This window comes from Paraburkholderia rhizosphaerae, assembly GCF_004366595.1.
In the GTDB taxonomy this organism is placed as follows: domain Bacteria; phylum Pseudomonadota; class Gammaproteobacteria; order Burkholderiales; family Burkholderiaceae; genus Paraburkholderia; species Paraburkholderia rhizosphaerae.
Genome location: NZ_SORE01000001.1, coordinates 414,009 through 434,139, shown reverse-complemented (window position 1 = coordinate 434,139; position 20,131 = coordinate 414,009). Strand labels below are relative to the sequence as shown.

Genomic DNA, 20,131 nt, shown 5'->3' with positions numbered 1-20,131 from the left:
ATCGCGATAGCCAGGGTCCGGCGCTCTACTTCTGTCAGCCCGTCTCTCTTATTTAGCATACGGAAATAACTAGCTGAATTGCACATGTCCTGGTGCAGGTTCTGCGTCCAAGCAATGCCCATAAGGCAAGGGGTCGACGCGGAACCCGCATGCGCGAGCCGCAGGGAGGAGACATGAATGAAGCAACGGGCGTCACTCACGCCGAGCCCACCACGCATAAGCTGCGGCTCGGTGCACTCACTGCGCTGGTTATCGGATCGATGGTCGGCGGAGGCATTTTCTCTTTGCCGCAGAACATGGCCAATAGCGCCGATGTCGGCGCCGTGCTGATCGGATGGGTGATCACCGGCATTGGCATGCTGATGCTGGCTTTCGTTTTCCAGACACTCGCGATTCGCAAACCCGACCTCGATGGCGGCGTCTACGCGTATGCGCAGGCCGGCTTCGGCGATTACATGGGTTTTTCATCCGCGTGGGGTTACTGGATCAGTGCGTGGCTCGGCAATGTTGGCTACTTCGTTTTGCTGTTCAGCACGCTGGGCTACTTCTTCCCGGTATTCGGCGAAGGCAATACGGTCATTGCGATCGTCTGCGCATCGGTGCTGCTGTGGTGCGTACATGCGCTCGTGTTGCGCGGCATCAGGGAAGCGACCTTCGTCAATCAGATCACGACCGTCGCGAAGATCGTACCGATCGTGCTGTTTATCGTGATCTGCTTCTTCGCATTCAGGCTCGACATTTTCACCGCGGACGTCTGGGGGAAATCCAATCCGCAGTTGGGCAGCGTGATGAATCAGGTCCGCAACATGATGCTGGTGACAGTGTGGGTATTCGTCGGCATCGAAGGCGCGAGCATTTTTTCCGCGCGTGCGGAAAGACGCAGCGACGTCGGTCGCGCAACCGTGATCGGCTTCCTGACCGTGCTGCTCGTGCTGGTGCTGGTCAACGTGCTGTCGCTCGGCATCATGACGCAACCCGATCTGGCCAAGCTGCAGAATCCGTCGATGGCCGGGGTGCTCGAACACGTGGTCGGCCACTGGGGCGCGATTCTGATCAGCGTCGGGCTTGCGATTTCGCTAGCGGGTGCGCTGTTGTCATGGGTGCTGCTCTGTGCGGAGATTCTGTTCTCCGCCGCCAAAGACCATACGATGCCCGCGTTTCTGCGCAGGGAGAACGCGAACAACGTGCCGGCCAACGCGTTGTGGCTGACCAATGCGATGGTGCAGGTTTTTCTGGTCATAACACTGTTTTCAAAGGGCACGTATCTGTCGCTGATCTACCTCGCGACATCGATGATCCTCGTGCCCTACCTCTGGTCTGTCGCCTACGCGTTTCTGATCGCGATACGCGGTGACGGCTACCAGAAGCTCGCCGCATCGGTGCGCACCAAAGACATGATCATCTCGGGCATCGCGGTGATCTATGCGGTGTGGCTGCTCTACGCGGGCGGCGTGAAATACCTGTTGCTGTCGGCGTTGCTCTACGCACCGGGTGCCATTCTGTTTGCGAAAGCCAAGCGCGAAAACGGCCGCCCTGTTTTTACATCGATCGAGAAAGTGGTGTTTGCCGCCGTCGTGATTGCAGCGGTCGTTGCGGCATTCGGACTGTACAAGGGCTTCCTGACGCTTTGATTCCGTAATGGGAGAAATGCGATGAGTACCGAGGTCAACAAGCTTGGAGCTTATTCCGAGGTCGGCAAGCTGCGCAAGGTAATGGTGTCGTCGCCAGGACTCGCACATCAACGGCTGACACCGAGCAATTGCGACGAATTGTTGTTCGACGACGTGATGTGGGTCAGCCAGGCCAAGCGCGACCATTTCGACTTCGTGACCAAGATGCGCGAACGCGGTGTCGAAGTGCTCGACGTGCACAACCTGCTGACGCAGACGCTGGACAACCCGGAAGCACGCAAGTGGGTGCTGGATCGCAGGATCAACGACGATACCGTCGGCATCGGCTTGAGCAATGAAGTACGCGCGTGGATGAACGAACTCGAGTCGCGCAAGCTTGCCGAGTTTCTGATCGGCGGCGTGTCGATCGACGATATCCCGGCTAGCGATGCGCCGGTTATCAAACTGTTTCGCGAATACATCGGGTATTCGAGTTTTCTGTTGTCACCGCTGCCGAACATGGTGTTTACCCGCGATACGACCTGCTGGATCTACGGCGGTGTCACGCTTAACCCGATGTATTGGCCGGCGCGCCGCAAGGAAACGCTCCTCGCCGCCGCAATCTACAAGTTCCACCCGAGCTTCGTGGGTCAGGACTTCGAGATCTGGTACGGTGACCCCGACAAAGATCACGGTGCGTCGACGCTGGAAGGTGGCGACGTGATGCCAATCGGCAAAGGCATCGTGTTGATCGGCATGGGCGAGCGTACGTCGCGCCAGGCGATTGGCCAGGTCGCGCGCTCGCTGTTCGCGAAGGGCGCCGCTGAACAGGTGGTGGTCGCGGGGCTGCCAAAGTCACGGGCCGCGATGCACCTCGATACGGTGTTCAGCTTCTGCGATCGCGATCTCGTCACGATCTTCCCCGAAGTGGTCCATCAGATCGTCACGTTCACGCTCCGGCCCGATGAGAAGAGCGCATACGGGATGAGCGTGCAGCGCGAGGACAAGCCGTTCGTCAAGGCAGTCGGCGATGCACTGGGCCTGAAGGAACTACGCGTCGTCGAAACCGGCGGCAACTCGTTTGCCGCGGAACGCGAGCAATGGGACGACGGCAACAACATGGTCTGCGTCGAACCGGGCGTAGTGATCGGCTACGACCGCAATACGTTTACCAACACGCTGCTCCGCAAGGCAGGCATCGAAGTGATCACGATCACCGCCGGCGAACTGGGCCGCGGACGCGGCGGCGGTCACTGCATGACCTGCCCGGTTCAGCGCGACGCGGTCGATTATTGAAGCAAGCGTTAGCGCGTTAACTCATTCGACGGAGACGACTCATGGCCTTCAATCTGCGAAATCGTAGCTTTTTGAGCCTGATGCATCACAGCACCCGTGAGCTGCGCTATATGCTCGATCTATCGCGCGACCTTAAGCGCGCGAAATACGCGGGCACCGAGCAGCAGCATCTGAAGCACAAAAACATCGCGCTAATTTTCGAAAAGACATCGACACGCACGCGTTGTGCGTTTGAAGTCGCCGCGCACGATCAGGGCGCGAACGTCACATACATCGACCCGACATCGTCGCAGATCGGGCACAAGGAGAGCATGAAGGATACGGCTCGCGTGCTCGGCCGCATGTACGACGCGATCGAGTACCGCGGTTTTAGCCAGGAGATTGTCGAGGAGCTCGCACGCTTTGCCGGCGTGCCGGTGTTCAATGGTCTGACTGACGAATACCACCCAACGCAAATGCTCGCCGACGTGCTGACGATGCGCGAAAACGCGGACAAACCGCTGCATGACATCAGCTATGCGTATCTCGGCGATGCGCGCAACAACATGGGCAATTCGTTGCTGCTGATCGGCGCGAAGCTGGGCATGGATGTGCGTATCGGCGCACCGAAGTCGCTCTGGCCGAACGCCGAACATCTGGCGGCCTGCGAGCGGTTCGCGAAGGAAAGCGGCGCGCGGATGAAACTGACTGAAGACCCGAAAGAAGCGGTCAAGGGTGTCGATTTTATTCACACCGACGTGTGGGTCTCGATGGGCGAGCCGGTCGAAGCATGGGACGAGCGCATCAAGGAACTGCTGCCGTACCAGGTGAACATGGCCTTGATCCAATCGACCGGCAATCCGCGCACGAAATTCATGCACTGCCTGCCCGCGTTCCACAATAGCGAGACCAAGGTTGGCAAACAGATCTCCGAACGTTATCCGCACCTCGCGAATGGCATCGAAGTGACAGAGGACGTATTCGAATCCGACTACAACATCGCATTCGAACAGGCGGAAAACCGGATGCATACGATCAAGGCGATTCTCGTCTCGACGCTGGCCGACATCTGATCGCGTCGGCGCCGCCGGGGCGTCGCTCCAGTCTGTGCAGCCGCACGGCGCTCCGGCACCCGCGGCTGCGCGTTATTTGGGAGGATCTATCGTGCGCCTAGTGATTGCTTTAGGCGGCAACGCGCTACTGCAGCGTGGCCAGCCGATGACGGATAGCCAGCAGCGCGAAAATGTAAAAATCGCCGCGGCGCAAATCGCAAAAGTCGCAATTGGCAATGAGCTCGTGATTGCGCACGGCAATGGCCCGCAAGTCGGTCTGCTTGCGCTGCAAAGTGCGGCTTACAAGGAAGTCACGCCGTATCCACTCGATGTGCTCGGCGCGCAGACCGAGGGCATGATCGGTTACATGATCGAGCAGGAATTGGGCAACCTTCTGCCCTTCGAGATACCGTTCGCGACGATCCTGACGCAAGTCGAAGTCGATCCCGACGACCCGGCGTTCAATCATCCGACCAAGCCGATCGGACCGGTTTACACGAAGGAAGAAGCGGAACGCTTCGCGAAGGAGAAAGGCTGGAGCATCGCACCGGACGGCGATAAATATCGTCGCGTGGTGGCCAGTCCGCGGCCGCAACGGATCTTCGAAATCCGGCCGGTCAAATGGCTGCTCGAGAAAGGCACGATTGTGATCTGCGCGGGCGGCGGCGGCATTCCGACGTCGTATGGGCCGAATCGCCAGTTGCACGGCGTGGAGGCGGTGATCGACAAGGACCTGTGCTCCGCGCTGCTCGCGCAGGAGCTTGAGGCCGATCTGCTGATCATTGCCACCGATGTCAACGCCGCGTATGTCGACTGGGGCAAGCCGACGCAGAAAGCCATTTCGCGCGCGCACCCCGATGAGCTAGAAAGGCTCGGTTTCGCGTCCGGATCAATGGGGCCGAAGGTGCAGGCGGCCATCGAGTTCGTGCGCAACACGGGAAATGACGCGGTGATCGGCGCGCTGCCCGATATCGTTGCGATTGTCGATCGCGCCGCCGGCACGCGCGTCAGCACGCGTGAACATGGGATGCAGTTTTATCCGCCTGCATAGCGTTCTGGTACGCCATGCGCCATACGCCCGCCCGGCTCGCTCGCGGCGCCTAACGTCCCGGTGCCCCGCCGGGCGGCTGCGCGGACGCCGGTGACGGCGCCGCGGGCCGCGCTTCGGACGGTGCCGGGTCGCCAGCCTGAGTCTTCGCCTGTTCGCCGGACTGCAGAATGCTGATCAACAGAATGTAGTCGCGCCCCGGGTCCGGCATCGACAGAATCGCGTGCATCGTCACGCGCGTGACCCAGCACGCGTCGCTGGGCGTGGCCTGCGCAGGATGCGCCGAATAGTGCTGAAAGCGCGTGATATCCGACTGGTCCCCGCTCAGCTGCACAAATAGCGCATCGGCAAACTGCTGTTTCGCCGCCGTGTACTGCTCGCGCGTCGGCAGAACGATCGGCGCATCGACCGCGTCGCTCACCAGCACCTTGGAAAGCAGGTTGAAATATTGCGCGACGTCCGAGTCCGACATCTCGCGCAGCGAGATCCGGCTCATCACGTCGTTCATGTTCAACAGGCCGAAGCAATCGACTGGAACCAGTTCGTCGAGAAACTTCGATAGAAGCTGCACGTAGCTGAGCCGGTCCGCCGCGGAAAGCCGCACCAGCCCATTCAGCAACAGGCTTTCGCGCGTCTGGGTATCGAGAAACAGCCGGCCGATGCCTTTTGCGCCGCCCGGCACCGCGGCCGCGATAATCGGGTCCTGCCGGATTTTATTGATCCACGCGCGGACGATTTGCGCCTTGTTCGAGTCAGGTTCGATGCCCTGCTCACGAAACATCTGATCGAAGTAGCGCTGCTCGGATTCCCGCGATAGTTTCGGAAACACAGCGGCTTGCGGGAGTAAAACCTCGTCCCAGTCGTAGCGCAGCGCCGCGTTAGCGAACGTCGCGGCGAATAGCGTAACGATGACCGAGCCAACGCAAACGGCGAACCGGTTCATGTTGCCTCCCCGATACGAACGAGGCGACACAGAGGCCTGTCGCCGCGCGCCGTTCGCATCAAGGCGAGACTTTCGCCCAACCCGGTCCGGGATCGAACGACTTCATCGCGCTGGCGATGGCCGCGCCATCCGGGCCCAGGTCCCGTTCGTAGACCTGCCCTGCATGACTCACCATAAAGGTCTTGATGCCGGTTTCGTCGTATTTCACCGGCCATGCGATCACCGCGAAGCCACCGAACAGCCGGCCATGCGTCATGTAGTCGTAGGCACCGCCCGGTGCGTGTGAGCCCTGCGACGTGAGCAGCTTGTAGTGGTAACCGTGATATCCGGAGCCGTCCATTTTGGGCGAGCCGGCCTTGATAAACGCGGGACCTAGTGGACTGGGCGCTTCGTCCGGCGCCGTCGGCCAGTACAGGCCGTCCTGCTTGCCCGGCGTGCTGCGTAGCTTCGATGCGTACGCATACAAACCGTCCGCGCTGTGAGTGGTCGATGCGTATTCGCGCTGCGCGTCGTAGATCGCGAGCATCGTCTGGATCACCGCGAGCTCGTTACGTCCGATGCGGCGTACCCGCATTTCCTCGGCGCCCGCGCGCATATCGAAGTGCCACCCCTGCGCGGATTTCACGAGCGGAATCGGAAACGTCCATCCGTCGTTGCCGACCGCAATTCGCGCATGCGTGTCGTCTACAGGCTGCACCGTGTGCGATACGCCCCATTCGTCGACAAAGCGATTGCGTACGTCCGCGCCGACCGGCGGAATCAACTGACGGAAGTCGCGGCCGAAGATCGCCTGCAGCGCGCTTTCCTCATTGTTGGCAACCGCCTCGCCCAACGCGTCCATCGCGGCTTGCGGCGTACTGAAGTCCTTTTCCGCGTGAGCGTTGGGCAGTGCCGCGGCGCCAAACACGCAGACGGCGGCGACGGCTCGAAGGGCGCCGGCGAGCGAGACGGAGGGGAACCGTAACCAGAGCTTCATACTGTCGTCTCCTAGCGTCTGCCACCGCCGCGCATGCCACCACCACCGCCCCGCATGCCACCACCGCTCGGACGGCTGAAGCCCGAGCTTTGCATGCTGGAACGTCCGCGATCCGCGCTGCGTTGAGTCGCACCGCCGGCGCCTACGCCCGAGAACGCACTGTCGCGCCCGCCGCCTCCATAACCGCCACCGAAACCGCCGCCGCCTACCTGGTCGCTGGCGCGGCTGATGTTGCCTGTGCCTCCACGGTTCGATGCACCACCGCGATCGCCGATGTTGCCGCGGTCCGCTGTCGTCGCGCGATTGCCCGCGCCTGCACCGCCACGGTCCGCTGTCGTCGCGCGATTGCCGACACCTGCACCGCCACGGTCCGCTGTTGTCGCACGATTGCCCGCGCCTGCGCCTCCACGGTCCGCCGTTGTTGCGCGATTACCGGCATTTGCACCGGCGCCTCCGCGGTCCGCCGTTGCCGCACGATTACCAGCACCAGCCCGATCGGCCGCAGCAGCGCGATTGCCCGCTCCCGCACGATCCGCGACGCTCGCCCCCTGATTCGCACCGTTATTGCGCCCGCGGAAATCGGATCGGCCCTCCGCGCCAGGAACATTGCCCGCATACTTGTTGCGCGTCGCATTGTCGCGATACGCGACGCCCTGCCGATGGCTCGCATCATGCTGCCAGCGGTTGCCGTTGCCTTGCACCTTCGCGCTATTGAAGTTGCGGTCGATATTGGCCGCCTTGTTGACGTTGATATTGACGTCGCTGCCACCCCAGTTGCAGTTGCTGAAAATCGCACCGGCAGCGGCAAGGCCGACGCCCCACGCAAAGCCAGTCGCGAGCGCCGCACCCGGATAATAAGCGGGCGGTGGCGGCCAGTAGTACGGCGGGTAAGTCGGATAGCTCCACGCGCCATAGACAACCGTCGGGTTATACGCGGGAACGTAGATCACCTGCGGATTCGCGGGCTCGATGCGCACAATGGTCTGCGTCGCGGGCTGACCTCCACCTGCGGGAGGCGGCGCCGGCTCGACGACCACGTTTTGCTGTTCGTTTGACTTAAGATTGCCCGCCTGTTGCGCACGCGCGCGCAACCGCTGGATCGCGGCAAATACGTCTTTTTCCTGTGATAAAAATGCGTCGCCCAGCTTTTGCGTCCAGTCGAGCTTGTCATTCATCGGCTCAAGGATTTGCGGGAAAGCAACGAGCGATTTCACGCTGACGTCCCACGGCTCATTCTCGACAGCCTTGATTGCCGCATCGCCCGTCACTTTCGGGTTGGCCTTGACCCAGCGCGCCGCATGCACAATTTCAAGCGGATACGTCGAAGCCATCAGCACTTGCGATAGAACGGAGTCCGGATAAAGCGCGATCGGCGCGACCAGCGCTTCGATTTCTTCGGGCTTGAACGGGACAGGCGGAGCAGGTTGAGCGGCCTGGGGAGGCTGCGGCTGCGCGGCGGGATCGGTTTGGGCACGCGCGAAACCCGCGGCTGACGTCAGCATGACGAACAGCCCCACGCGCACGGCTCTGGCCCATCGTTCATTTCGCGAGGACATGGCCGCTCCTTGATGGAAGCGTCAACTCACTATGATGTTAGGTCATTCACACTGGTTTTGTAGCACCGTACTTGCAAGCAACACGCTCAATGCATCGGTAAAAGCCCTCAGGGAAAACCAGCGTCACTCGCATTTGCGCTTGAAACCCCGGTGCAAGCCGCAGTGGACTAACGCCTATTTCGGCGTGCACGCACCGAACATCACGAACGTGCTGTCGCGGTTCACGATCGTCGAGGTCATCTCGCCGGTGGCCGAGTCGATCACCATCGTCCAGCCAAAACCCAACTCGTTGCCCTGCATCAGGACTTGTCCCGGCGTCTTGTCGATGGACTGGATCGGAGTCGTGCGCGACGTGCCTTCGATCGTCTTCTTCGCGAAGTCGACTCGCATGAACTGCGGCAAGCCGATATCGCCAGGCAACGCGCGCTCGCATAGCACGCCGGGGTCGCACGAATGCGCATCGTAGGTAGCACAGATCAGCGGCGTTTTGCCGTCGAAATCCGCAGCAACGCTCCACGTCGGCACAAGCGCGCTGGCAACGGCGCAAGAGATTGCTGTTAGTGTTCTCTTCACGGTCGTCACCTCCGCTAGCGTGGAAGCTAGTTGATTGTGTAGCCTCGTCCACTCATGCACGCCGATAGCGCGCGGTTGAAAACAGCCAGTTGCTGCGATGTATCTTGCGCGACAGCCTGTTGTTGCTGCGCGGCGGCGGACGCATTGCGGCGTTGGCGAATGCCGCCTCCCACCGTGCCGGTCACCGCGCCGATCGCCGCGCCCTTACCCGCGTCGCCCGCGATCGCACCAATCGCCGCACCCATCGCTGCGCCGCCCGCGGCGCCTCGCACCCGTTCGCCTTGCGGCCCGGGTGGCGGAGGCTGGTTCGCCGCGCGCTGAGCAAGCGCCGCAGGGTCGACGCCGGTCGTTTGTTTCGCCCACGCCTGGCATTGGCCCATATCGCTCGCCTGCTGCTGCGGGCTCTGGCCCTTCGCGGGGTAAATGATCGGTTGCTGCGCATGCGCACTGCCGATCAGCAGCATGATCGCCAGTGCCGGCGCAAGTCGTATCGTTCGAGTCATGGATCGAGAACCTTTTGACAACCCGCTTCACGCATTGCGGGCGTTTCCTGTAATAGCCGCGGCGCGTGTCGATTGGTAACGTTGTTTGAAAAAGTTGCGGTATGCCGCCATCGCGCGGCGCGCCCGTTTTCAATCGATGTGCCGCCACGATCGAGTATCGGACGCCGACGCGCAAAACGATATTGGACCTTGATCCAATACCGGGGGCGATATCGGTGTAATAAGCTTGTTGGTCACTCGTGAGTCGGCATCAGGTCGGCCTATTCCATCGGGATACTGAGTACTCTGACACGACCCGACGCAGCCCGCCGCGACCGCCGAAGGGAGAACGATGATGAGCAGGCGTTTCGCCTGGCTGCGTGCTTGCGCGTTAATTCTGGTGATATCCGCGTGTGCGCAGCCGCATCAGCAAATCCAGCCTGGCGCCGATGAAGCGTCGGTCATCGCACGACTGGGTCCGCCGCGCGAAACCTACAATCTGCCGGATGGCGGCCGGCGGCTGATGTGGCCGACGCAGCCGATGGGCACGACTACCACGGCGGTCGACATCGATGCATCCGGCAAGGTCGTCAGCGCGAGGCAAGTCCTCCAGGCGAGTGAGTTTGCTCGCGCGCAGGTCGGCGTGTGGACGCGCGACGACGTGCTGGTCAATTTCGGCCGTCCGTTCGAGACGTCCTACTTCAGGCGCATGCAGCGCGAGGTCTGGTCGTATCGCTATCAGGAAAACAACATCACCAACCTGATATTCAGCTTCTACTTCGACGACCAGGGAATTCTGCGGCTCACGCAGAAGACGCCGGATACCACGCGCGATCCGAGCATGCGCGGCAGGTTCTAGAAACGTTAGAGGCAGCGATGAAGAAATCCGAAAGACGAGTGGCGATTGCGCTGGTGGGCGTCATGGTCTGGCTCGGCGGACTTTATTCGACGATTCACGGGTTGCTATACGACCGGATCACTGAGTTTCGCTACGGCGCCCTCGCCATATTTGTCGGCGTCGCGATAGCGGTGATCGCGCTGAACCTGATCTCGTTTCGACGATCGTCGGAGAAGAAAAACAAAAGCGCGCTGTAATAAGTGTCACTAACGTGACGAGGCCGGCGCATCGCGGCAACTTCGATTGCGGTGGGAGAGCCTGACGCTACGACGTGCATTCAATGCGCATCGGAGGCCGGCGCGGGCGGCGACATTTCCTTTTGCAGTTTCGTCTGATTTTGCGCGGCGCCGTTTGCGGTACCGCTTGCAGCCCCACTTGCAGCCCCACTTGCACCTCTTGCTGCACGAGCCTTTTCGTGCGCGGACCGTTGCGCATTCTGCATATGCCTCGTTACGCCGCCACCCGTTTGCGCGGACGCGTAATCGACTGGCGCGATGCTCAGCGCAACGCAAGTTGCGACAGCTAAAACGGCTGAGAACGAGTTGTTCATAACGTGTCTCCTGAAGCCGGCTAGCAAGCGCGACGCACGCGCAAACGGGCCGGAATCGCGCCTTGCTTTCTACGAATAGTAACGTATGCTGCGTTGTGGTACGCCCTTGGGGCTAGCGAACGTAAATGGCATCGAGCGTGTCCGCCGGCAGGCGCGACGCGGCCCGGCGAAACCGGAACAGCGCCTGCGCGGCATACAGTCCGCGCTCGGGAAAACGCTGCAACAACAGCAGACGTCGGCATCATCAGGCATCCCCAAACGGGCTCTCAGCAAGCCGCGCTTCGGCGGCAACGAACGCCGGTTTATTCCGCGCATACGCGCGATCACGCGCATGCAATGACCTGTCGGTCGGCACGATCTACCTGCTCGACAGCAAGGACAAGGACTGCCCATGGACGAAGCCCTCTCCCTCACGTCAGCGCCCAGCGCGGAGCCCGCTCGCAGTGGTCTTGGCATTGATGCGCTAAAACGCGACATTGTCGATAACCTGATCTGTCTGCAAGCGCGCTATCCGGAGATTGCGACGACGTACGACTGGTATATGGCGCTCGCGTATGCGGTACGCGACCGGATGATGGCTCGCCGAGTCGCCAGCATGTACACCTACGTCACGCGCAATGCGAAGGTAGCGTGCTATCTGTCCGCCGAATTTCTGATCGGACCGCAGCTCGGCAACAACCTGATCAACCTTGGCATTGAAAGTAATGCGCGCGACGCATTGCAGGCGCTCGGCATCAATCTTGAAGCGCTGCTCGCAATCGAGGAAGAACCCGGGCTTGGCAACGGTGGGCTGGGGCGCCTGGCGGCTTGCTATCTCGACTCATTGGCGACGCTTGAAGTTCCCGCTATCGGTTATGGCATCCGCTATGAATTCGGCATCTTCGACCAGAAAATTTGTGACGGCTGGCAAGTCGAAGTCACCGATAAGTGGCTTCAAAAAGGTAACCCGTGGGAAATCCTGCTTCCTGATGTCGCGTTCTATGTGAACTTTGGCGGCCGTACGGAACAGCAAACCGATGCACAGGGGCGCCTTCGGGTACGCTGGATTCCGGCATACACAGTCAAGGGCGTAGCTTGCGATACCCCGATACCGGGCTATCGCGTCAACACATGCAACACGTTAAGGCTTTGGAAAAGCGAGGCTGTCGAATCGTTTGACTTGCAGGACTTCAATGCTGGCGATTACTACGAAGCCGTACACGAAAAGGTCAAATCCGAAACGCTGTCGAAGGTGCTCTATCCGAACGACGAACCAGATGCCGGCAAGCGCCTGCGGCTCGCTCAGCAGTACTTCTTCGTCTCGTGTTCGCTACAGGACATCCTACGTTTGCTCGAGCTTAAAGGCGAGCCGGTCGGCCGCCTTGCTGATGTATTTACCGCGCAGCTGAACGACACGCATCCGTCGATCGCGGTCGCAGAGATGATGCGTCTGCTGGTCGACGAAAAGCTCATGCCATGGGACGAGGCATGGGAAATCACGCGGCGCGCACTCGCCTACACGAATCACACGCTATTGCCCGAAGCGCTCGAAACCTGGGGTTTGCCGCTGTTTCAAAACTTGCTGCCACGGTTGCTTGAAATCGTCTACGAGATCAACCGGCGGTTTCTCGATGAAGTCCGCCTGCGCTATCCTGGCGATGACGCACGTCTCGCGCGTATGTCGCTAATCGATGAGAGCGGCGCAAAGCGCGTGCGCATGGCGCATCTGGCCACCGTCGGCAGCCACGCGGTCAACGGGGTGGCCGCGCTCCATACGCAACTGCTCGAACAAACCGTGCTGCGCGATTTCGCCGACCTGTGGCCCGAGCGCTTTCATAACGTTACCAACGGCGTTACGCCGCGCCGCTTTATGGCGCTCAGCAATCCGTCTCTCACGAAGCTGCTGGACGAAACCGTCGGCGACGGCTGGATCACCGATCTCACCCGACTGCGCAAACTCGACACCTGTGTCGACGATGCGGCGTTCCAGGACCGCTGGCGCCGCGTCAAGCGCACCAACAAGGAGCTGCTTGCCGCCAATATTCGCAACGCGACAGGCATTGTGGTCGACCCGGCCGCGCTATTTGACATACAAGTCAAACGCATTCACGAGTACAAGCGGCAACACCTGAACGCGCTGTACATCATCACGTTGTACCAGCGCCTGCGGCGCGATCCGCATCTGACAGTTCCGCCGCGTTGCTTCGTGTTCGGCGGCAAGGCAGCGCCTGGTTACGCGATGGCGAAGCTGATCATCCGCCTGATCAACGGCGTGGCCGAAGTCGTGAACAACGATCCGGCCGTCAACGGGCAGTTGAAGGTCGTGTACTTTCCGGATTTCAACGTCAAGAACGCGCAATTCATCTATCCGGCCGCGGACCTGTCCGAACAGATTTCAACAGCCGGCAAGGAAGCATCCGGCACCGGCAACATGAAATTCATGATGAACGGGGCGCTGACCATCGGCACGCTCGACGGCGCGAACATCGAGATTCGCGAGGAAGTCGGAGACGAAAACTTCTTTTTGTTCGGCCTCACCGCAGACGATGTCGAGCGCGTGAAGCGCGAAGGCTATCGGCCCGCCGACTACGCGCGTGCCAACGAGGAACTGCATGGCGTGATCGAATTAATCAGCAGCGGCCATTTCTCGCGCGGCGATCGCGAGATGTTCCGCCCGCTGGTCGACAACCTGGTGAATCACGACCCGTTCCTCGTACTGGCCGACTATGCCGCCTATGTCGCGCGCCAGCAGGACGTCAGCGTCGCGTGGCAGGACTCGCGGCGCTGGACCCGCATGTCGATCTTCAACACCGCGCATTCGGGCAAGTTCTCGTCGGACCGCGCAATTCGTGAATACTGCGCGCAGATCTGGAACATCAAGCCGGTGAGGATCGCTCTTGAGCGCCGGCTTTGAAGACCTTCCGGCGAGCGGCTATCGGAATAGCGCCGCGTCACGCTTTCCGCCCGGCGCGACGGTCGTGCCCGAACGGGTCAACTTCAGCATCTTTTGCAGGCATGCGACGCATGCCGAGCTGCTTTTATACGCGGCGCCCGATAGCCGCGAACCATTCCAGGTGATCACACTGTCACCCGAGCACAATCGCACTTTTTTCTACTGGCATGTGCTGGCCGAAGATCTGCCACCGCATACGTGTTACACGCGGCGGATGGGCGGACCGCGCGACACCCAGTTCACCGGTCGCACGTTCGACCCCGCCAACGAGCTGCTCGACCCGTACACGCGCGCAGTCGCGACCGACCTGTGGCTCCGGCGCCCCGCCGACGATCGCACGCGCGCGCGGCACACGACAAACCGTGCGATCGTCACAAACCCGCTACCCGCATTCGCGATGCGGCCGTGGCGCGACCTGAATGACGCGGTGATCTACGAACTGCACGTCGGCGGCTTCACGCGCGATCGCTCGAGCGCGGACGCGGCTGGCGGCGCATCGTCGATACGTCGCTCGATAGTCCGCGCGACATCGCCGCGGCCGGAGAATGGATTGCGATCGAGCATGACCAAGGTCACGTGGATGCGCGCAGCGTGGTGGTCTTCGAAGAAAACTAAAGCGCGCCATCAACGGGCAGTGTGAACAGGAACACCGCGCCACGCGGCTCATTCGCGTAAGCCCACAGGCTACCGCCATGCGCCTCGACAATCGAGCGGCAGATCGCGAGCCCCATGCCCATTCCGCTCGCCTTGGTCGAGTAGAACGTTTCGAATAGCAGATCCACACGCTCGAGATCCAACCCCGGCCCGGTATCGCGCACCTCGACGTGCACCCCGTCGAAATCGTCCGCGTGGCGCGTCGTGATCGACAGGTGCCGCGCGCCGTCCGCCACGCCGCTCATCGCTTCAATCGCATTCACGATCAGATTCAGCAACACCTGCTGCAGCTGCACGCGATCGCCGTAAATCACCGGCAAGCCCGCGGAGAGCTCGGTGCGCACCAGCACATCGTTTTTCACGATCTCGCCGCGCACGAGTTCGAACACATCCCGAATCGCATCGTTGATGCTCACGCGGTCCTTCACCGGCGGCGCCTTCTTGATCAGCGCGCGAATCCGGCCGATCACATCGGCCGCGCGATGGCCCTCCTTGACGATGCGCTCGGTCGCTTCGCGCACCTCCTTCAGATCGGGCGGCTGCCGGTTCAGCCAGCGCAGCGCGGCCTCCGCATTAGAGACCGTCGCGGCGATCGGCTGGTTCACCTCGTGCGCGATCGACGCGGTCAGCTGTCCCATCGTCGCGACGCGGTTCACATGCGCAAGCTCGGACTGCATCACACGCAACGTCTCTTCGGCGCGCTTGCTTTCCGTCAGATCGAGCACGAACGACACGCCCTGATTGCGCGATTCGTCGAACGTGGTCGAGCCGACCAGCACCGGCACGCGTGTACCGTCCTTGCGGAAATACTCCTTCTCATACGGTTGCACGTTGCCGGTCATCTTCAGTTCCGGCGTCCACTTGCTGTCATGATGCACGCGCCATTCCGGCGGCGTCAGATCGGTCCAGCGCAGCCGGCCCGCGGCGAGGTCTTCGCGGTCATAGCCGACAATCTGCAGGAACGCGTCGTTGGCCGAGTGGATCGGCCCTTCGAGGTCCCAGAACGAAATGCCAATGATGTTCGCATCGACGATGCGCCGGATCTTCGCTTCGCGTTCCGCGAGATCACGATACAGCCGCGTGTTCTCGAGTGCGATCGCCGCCTGCGACGCGATCAGATGCAGCACCGTGATGCGCGTCGGCGTGAACGCGCGCGCGGTCAGGTTGTTCTCGAGGTACAACGCGCCGACGGTCTTGCTCTGATTGACGAGCGGCACGCAGAGTACCGAGCGCACCACGCGTTCGCGGATGTACGGATCGGCGGCATAGACGGAATCGACCGTCGCATCGTCGAGAATCAACGCTTCATGCGTACGCAACACCTTCTGTACGATGGCTTCGGATAACGCGTGCGCATTCAACGGTTCATCGAGCCGCCGTACGGTTATCGCGTCGCCGACGGTGACCGCCTCGGCCGCCATGCGCTGCTGATTGCCCTGCGTCAGAATCAGCAGGCCTCGCACGGCGCCCGCATGCTCGATCGTGATTCGCATCAGTGTGTCGATCAGCTTGTCGAGCACGATCTCGCCGGACACCGCTTGCGACACCCGCAGCACGGTCGCGAGATCCAGATGTTCGACCGGCGCGCGGATCGTGCGGGTCGGCCCCGGCGCGGACCCTTCCGCGGTCAGTTGCGCATAGCGCTGATCGAGCTGCCGCACCTTGTTGTCGGCGCCCCAGCTCAGGTAACAGCGCCGCGCATTGCGCAGGAATGCGTCGGCCATCGACCGCAAGCCGTGCGCCTCGCAAAACCGCGCGGCGCGCTCGTTGGCCAACGCCTCGTTATGAATGAAGCCGCGATCGCGTGCGAGCGCGATCGCGGCTTCGTAGAGCCGCAACGCTTCGATATCGCGTCCGTCGATGCGCGCGATTTCCGCGCCGACCAACGCGACGCGATCCGCGAAAGTGACCGCGCAATTCGACGCCCACACAGCCAGCCGTTCATGATGTTCGGCGATCGATTGCCGCAACCGGCTGCGCTCGACGGATGTCACCGAATCGCAATGCGCGGCACGTGCCAGCGCCGCGTAGAAATGGAATTCCGCGCATTCGAACTGCGTCGGCGTGGTCCACAGGAACGGCAGCGCCTTGGCCACTGCGGCAATGGCGGCCGCATCGTCGCCGAAGTAGACGCCCAGATGCAGCTTGCGAATCCAGTAATACGACGCCGCGATCGCCAGTTGCGGCGTGTTCTCAAGACGCTGCTCGAAGCTGCGCGCATCGAACCCGGCGTCGGCATCCGCAACCTGCGGCGATACTGGGCCGCGCAACGTTCGCGTCAGCATCAGCTGCCCGATCAGCACATCGTTGACGAGGCCAAAACCGGCCTTGCGCGCGAATTCGAGCCCATGCATCGCTTCGCGCTCGATGTCGGCAAGCGCGTCGCCGGCGGCAATCCGGTTCGTGACCAGATCGGCACATGCATAACACGCGTACGACAGATCGCCCGCTTCGAGCGCGGCTTCGAACGCGCGCCGCAAAAACGATCGCGACACGTGCAGCGGCTCCATCCAGTGCGAGATATGCACGGCGAACACGAGGTACACGCGCGCCCTGAAGCGATCGAGCCCGCGCTTCTCCACCAGTTCGAGCCCGAGGCGGCCATAGCGGTACCCCGCGTCATATTCGCCGAGATACGAGCCGAGCACGCCGCCTAGCCACGCGTACGCGAGCGACGAACCGTCGCTATGGCCATGCTCGAGACTCAGCACCGCCATCTCGCTGACCACGAGCCGGAACAGATCCGGATCGCTGAACAGCGCCGGCGAAGTCAGCACGGTCAGCACATCCATGGTGCCGGAGCGCTCGGGGTCTTTCATCATCGGCAAGTCGCGCAGCGCGTCGTTCGAGAGCGCCCCTAACCGTTGCCATAGCTGTTGATAGGTATCGAGCACGTCATCCGCAACAGGATGCGGCGACCACCGCCCACCCATCTTGCGCAGATACTCGAGGCCGACTTCGACCGCACAGTCGCTCTGATCGAGCGTCGTGAACAGATTGATGCGAATGCATGTCACCGCGGCAAGGTCGACCATCGTCTGCGCGCGGGTCGACAGCATCGCGAGGTGCGCGTTCGCAGCGGCCATTTCGCCGTTAAGGTATTCGCATTCGGCAGCGTTCAATTCAAGGTCGAACGTCAGCCGGTAGCACTGTTCCCACTCGTTTTGCGCGAGCAACGCGCGCCCCGCGCGGCAATACCGCAGCGCCGCCTGATAAGCGCTCGCCGCCTTGGCCCGTTTGCCTGCCATCAGGTTCAGCCGTGCGACCTGTTCACGCTCCGGCTCGGTGCTGATCAGCGCCGCGCCGAGATCGAACTGGTTCACGATATCGAAGATGCTGTCGTCGAGCTCGTCGGTCGGTGTGATCGCGGCCAGCGCGCGGCCGATCCGCAGATGCGCGCCGGCGCGCGCGCCCTCGGGAATCAATGCGTAAGCGGCCTCGTGGATCCGGTCGTGAAGAAACGTATAGGTGCCGTCCGAACGCAGCACGAGGCCCGCGCGCACCGCGTCCCACAGTGCCGCGTGCGTCGTTTCCTCCGCCGCGCCGTACACCACCGCGAGCGTATCGGCGCGCGCCACGTTGCCCAGGCACGCGAGCTGTCCGAGCGCCTGCTGCGTATCGCGCGACAGGCGGCCGAGCTTCGCCGCCATCAGGTCCGCGACGTTGTCGGTGAAGCCCATCATGCGGATGCGCGGCAAATCCCAGGTCCACGACACCGCGTCCGCGTCGAATGCGAGCTGCGCCTGTTCGGCGAGCGCGAGCAGGAACTGGATCGTGAAGAACGGATTGCCGCCGGTCTTCTCGAACACGAGTTCGGCCAATGGCTGCACATGCGCCGCGTCGAGATGCAGCGCATCGGCAAGCAACCGGCCAACGTCGCCAAGACCGAGCGGCGCGAGCACGATCTCGTCGACTCTGCCACGCGTGCCGCGCAGCCGCGCGAGCGTGCGCGCAAGCGGATGCGCCGGGCCGACTTCGTTGTCACGGTAAGCGCCGACCAGCAACAGGTGACGTACCTCCGGATGCGTGATCAGATGTTCGATCAGATCGAGGGTCGCCGAATCGAGCCATTGAAGGTCGTCGAGAAACAGCGTCAGTGGATGTTCGGGCTGCGCGAATACGCCGAGGAACCGCCGGAATACCGCCTGGAAGCGCGCCTGCTGGTCCTGCAGCGGCACGTCGGGCGGCGCCGGAGGCTGACCGATGATCAGCGCAAGCTGCGGCACGAGGTTGACCATCAGCCGGCCGTTCGGGCCGAGTGCTTCCTGCAACGCGGCGCGCCACCGGCCCAGTTCTTCGTCGCTCTTGCCGAGAATCCGCGAAACGAGGCACTGAAACGCCTGAGCGACCGTCGCGTACGGAACATTGCGCTTGTATTGGTCGAACTTGCCCCACGCGAACAGCCCACGCGGCGGCACCAGCACCTTGTGCAGCTCGTTGACCACCGACGACTTGCCCACTCCGGAATACCCGGACACGAGCAGCAGCCGCGGCGTTCCATCGCTAACCACATGCTCGAACGCGTCGAGCAAGACCGCGATCTCGCGCTCCCTGCCGTACAGCTTTTCGGGAATCAGCAGCCGGTCCGGGATGTCGTGTTCGCCGGGCGGAAACGGATCGATCCGGCGCCGTGCCTGCCATGCGGAAAGTGCGCGGCGCAGATCGCGCTCGAGGCCGGCCGCCGTCTGATAGCGCTCTTCAACCGTCTTCGCCAGCAGTTTCATCACAATGTGCGACACCTGCGCCGGGACGTGCCGGCTCCGTACATCGGGCGGAACCGGTTTGCGCGCGATATGGCAATGGACCCATTCCATCGGCTCCGCTGCGGTGAATGGCAGCGTGCCCGTCAGCATCTGATAGAACGTGATGCCGAGCGAATACAGGTCGCTGCGTGCATCGATCGAGCGGTTCATCCGGCCAGTCTGCTCGGGCGCCATATAGGCGAGCGTGCCGGCGATGGTCTCGGGCGGTTCGGGCGCCTGGCGTTCGCGCGGTAATAAAGTGGCCAGCCCGAAGCCGGTTAGCCGTACCGCGCCCGCTGCCTCGTCGACGAGGATATGGGCCGGTTTCAGGTCCTTGTGCACGAGGCCGCTTTGATGGAGTTCGCCGACCGCCGCTGCGATGCCAACCGCCAGCGGCAGGAAACGCGCGCTATCGAACGGCGTACCCAGCAGACGTTCGAGCGGTTCGCCGCCCGGGTCCTCGCAGACCATCACGGTCTGGTCGCCTTGCCGCACGAGTTCGAGCGGACGCACTGCCCACGCGCTGTGCAGCTGGTCTTTCAAACCATATTCGTGCGACACGCGATCGAGACTGGCCGCGCTCGGCGGCTCGCCGGCGGGCCGCACGGTGAGCACGGACGTTTGCGTGCCATCGGGATTGGTGCGCGTGGTCCGGCAAAACGCACGGTCGCCGTCGTTTGCAAGGACTTCGAAGCTACTGTCCACCACTGCAAAGACCCCATAAGTCAGGTTCGACTGCTGGTCTCCGCCATCGAGAGGGTTGCCGCGCCGCGGAAAGAACCACCTTGACCGCATCGGCGGGCGAGCGCGGGAACCTAGTCTGCCACAGATGACAAAAAA

General features: G+C 62.1%; 14 protein-coding genes. 8 read left to right on the top strand and 6 right to left on the bottom strand.

Annotated features, from left to right (window positions below; all coding sequences use genetic code 11):
• Positions 1 to 173: 173 nt before the first annotated feature.
• The 4 genes from arcD (at position 174) to arcC (ending at position 4,988) form a co-directional block, all read left to right on the top strand.
• The gene (gene arcD / locus BX592_RS01825; protein WP_134189921.1) at positions 174 to 1,631 is read left to right on the top strand and encodes an arginine-ornithine antiporter; all 1,458 of its coding nucleotides are present in this window, start codon (positions 174 to 176) and stop codon (positions 1,629 to 1,631) included.
• A gap of 21 nt (positions 1,632 to 1,652) precedes the next feature.
• On the top strand, positions 1,653 to 2,906 hold the full coding sequence (gene arcA, locus BX592_RS01820; RefSeq protein WP_134189920.1) for an arginine deiminase: 1,254 nt from the start codon (positions 1,653 to 1,655) through the stop codon (positions 2,904 to 2,906).
• A 41-nt stretch (positions 2,907 to 2,947) separates the two neighbouring features.
• Positions 2,948 to 3,958, top strand: a complete 1,011-nt coding sequence (locus BX592_RS01815; RefSeq protein ID WP_134189919.1) for an ornithine carbamoyltransferase — start codon at positions 2,948 to 2,950, stop codon at positions 3,956 to 3,958.
• An 88-nt stretch (positions 3,959 to 4,046) separates the two neighbouring features.
• Complete coding sequence (gene arcC / locus BX592_RS01810) at positions 4,047 to 4,988, top strand: carbamate kinase (protein WP_208327832.1); 942 nt, start codon at positions 4,047 to 4,049, stop codon at positions 4,986 to 4,988.
• A 49-nt stretch (positions 4,989 to 5,037) separates the two neighbouring features.
• On the opposite strand, the gene BX592_RS01805 is transcribed toward arcC, so the two are convergent.
• The 5 genes from BX592_RS01805 to BX592_RS01785 all read right to left on the bottom strand — a co-directional run bounded on the left by BX592_RS01805 (position 5,038) and on the right by BX592_RS01785 (position 9,536).
• The gene (locus BX592_RS01805; protein WP_134189917.1) at positions 5,038 to 5,928 is read right to left on the bottom strand and encodes a hypothetical protein; all 891 of its coding nucleotides are present in this window, start codon (positions 5,926 to 5,928) and stop codon (positions 5,038 to 5,040) included.
• A gap of 58 nt (positions 5,929 to 5,986) precedes the next feature.
• On the bottom strand, positions 5,987 to 6,904 hold the full coding sequence (locus BX592_RS01800) for a DUF2950 domain-containing protein (RefSeq protein ID WP_134189916.1): 918 nt from the start codon (positions 6,902 to 6,904) through the stop codon (positions 5,987 to 5,989).
• 11 nt (positions 6,905 to 6,915) lie between these two features.
• Complete coding sequence (locus BX592_RS01795) at positions 6,916 to 8,460, bottom strand: DUF3300 domain-containing protein (protein WP_134189915.1); 1,545 nt, start codon at positions 8,458 to 8,460, stop codon at positions 6,916 to 6,918.
• Positions 8,461 to 8,634: 174 nt separating this feature from the next.
• On the bottom strand, positions 8,635 to 9,033 hold the full coding sequence (locus tag BX592_RS01790; protein WP_134189914.1) for a hypothetical protein: 399 nt from the start codon (positions 9,031 to 9,033) through the stop codon (positions 8,635 to 8,637).
• Positions 9,034 to 9,059: 26 nt separating this feature from the next.
• Positions 9,060 to 9,536: a YMGG-like glycine zipper-containing protein gene (locus BX592_RS01785; protein ID WP_134189913.1), complete on the bottom strand. Its 477-nt coding sequence runs from the start codon at positions 9,534 to 9,536 to the stop codon at positions 9,060 to 9,062.
• A 334-nt stretch (positions 9,537 to 9,870) separates the two neighbouring features.
• Here BX592_RS01785 and BX592_RS01780 point away from each other — a divergent pair, with 334 nt between their 5' ends.
• The 4 genes from BX592_RS01780 (at position 9,871) to BX592_RS01765 (ending at position 14,535) form a co-directional block, all read left to right on the top strand.
• A complete protein-coding gene (locus tag BX592_RS01780) occupies positions 9,871 to 10,374 on the top strand; it encodes a hypothetical protein (protein ID WP_134190012.1) in 504 nt (167 codons plus the stop codon).
• A 17-nt stretch (positions 10,375 to 10,391) separates the two neighbouring features.
• Positions 10,392 to 10,610: a DUF2964 family protein gene (locus BX592_RS01775; RefSeq protein WP_134189912.1), complete on the top strand. Its 219-nt coding sequence runs from the start codon at positions 10,392 to 10,394 to the stop codon at positions 10,608 to 10,610.
• Positions 10,611 to 11,354: 744 nt separating this feature from the next.
• Positions 11,355 to 13,856: a glycogen/starch/alpha-glucan phosphorylase gene (locus BX592_RS01770; RefSeq protein WP_134189911.1), complete on the top strand. Its 2,502-nt coding sequence runs from the start codon at positions 11,355 to 11,357 to the stop codon at positions 13,854 to 13,856.
• Positions 13,840 to 14,535 carry a hypothetical protein gene (locus BX592_RS01765; protein ID WP_243849239.1) on the top strand — a complete coding sequence of 232 codons (696 nt, stop codon included), beginning with the start codon at positions 13,840 to 13,842 and terminating at the stop codon, positions 14,533 to 14,535. Before BX592_RS01770 ends, BX592_RS01765 begins: the two co-directional genes overlap by 17 nt.
• On the opposite strand, the gene BX592_RS01760 is transcribed toward BX592_RS01765, so the two are convergent.
• On the bottom strand, positions 14,507 to 19,999 hold the full coding sequence (locus BX592_RS01760; RefSeq protein ID WP_243849238.1) for a trifunctional serine/threonine-protein kinase/ATP-binding protein/sensor histidine kinase: 5,493 nt from the start codon (positions 19,997 to 19,999) through the stop codon (positions 14,507 to 14,509). The genes BX592_RS01765 and BX592_RS01760 overlap by 29 nt on opposite strands.
• Positions 20,000 to 20,131 lie beyond the last annotated feature (132 nt).

What these genes read in the sequence shown, in the direction of transcription:
- arcD (WP_134189921.1), top strand. Translation starts at nt 174, where the DNA reads ATGAATGAAGCAACGGGCGTCACTCACGCCGAGCCCACCACGCATAAG.
- BX592_RS01815 (WP_134189919.1), top strand. Translation starts at nt 2,948, where the DNA reads ATGGCCTTCAATCTGCGAAATCGTAGCTTTTTGAGCCTGATGCATCAC.
- BX592_RS01785 (WP_134189913.1), bottom strand. Translation starts at nt 9,536, where the DNA reads ATGACTCGAACGATACGACTTGCGCCGGCACTGGCGATCATGCTGCTG.
- BX592_RS01805 (WP_134189917.1), bottom strand. Translation starts at nt 5,928, where the DNA reads ATGAACCGGTTCGCCGTTTGCGTTGGCTCGGTCATCGTTACGCTATTC.
- BX592_RS01795 (WP_134189915.1), bottom strand. Translation starts at nt 8,460, where the DNA reads ATGTCCTCGCGAAATGAACGATGGGCCAGAGCCGTGCGCGTGGGGCTG.
- BX592_RS01800 (WP_134189916.1), bottom strand. Translation starts at nt 6,904, where the DNA reads ATGAAGCTCTGGTTACGGTTCCCCTCCGTCTCGCTCGCCGGCGCCCTT.
- BX592_RS01770 (WP_134189911.1), top strand. Translation starts at nt 11,355, where the DNA reads ATGGACGAAGCCCTCTCCCTCACGTCAGCGCCCAGCGCGGAGCCCGCT.
- BX592_RS01775 (WP_134189912.1), top strand. Translation starts at nt 10,392, where the DNA reads ATGAAGAAATCCGAAAGACGAGTGGCGATTGCGCTGGTGGGCGTCATG.
- arcA (WP_134189920.1), top strand. Translation starts at nt 1,653, where the DNA reads ATGAGTACCGAGGTCAACAAGCTTGGAGCTTATTCCGAGGTCGGCAAG.
- BX592_RS01780 (WP_134190012.1), top strand. Translation starts at nt 9,871, where the DNA reads ATGAGCAGGCGTTTCGCCTGGCTGCGTGCTTGCGCGTTAATTCTGGTG.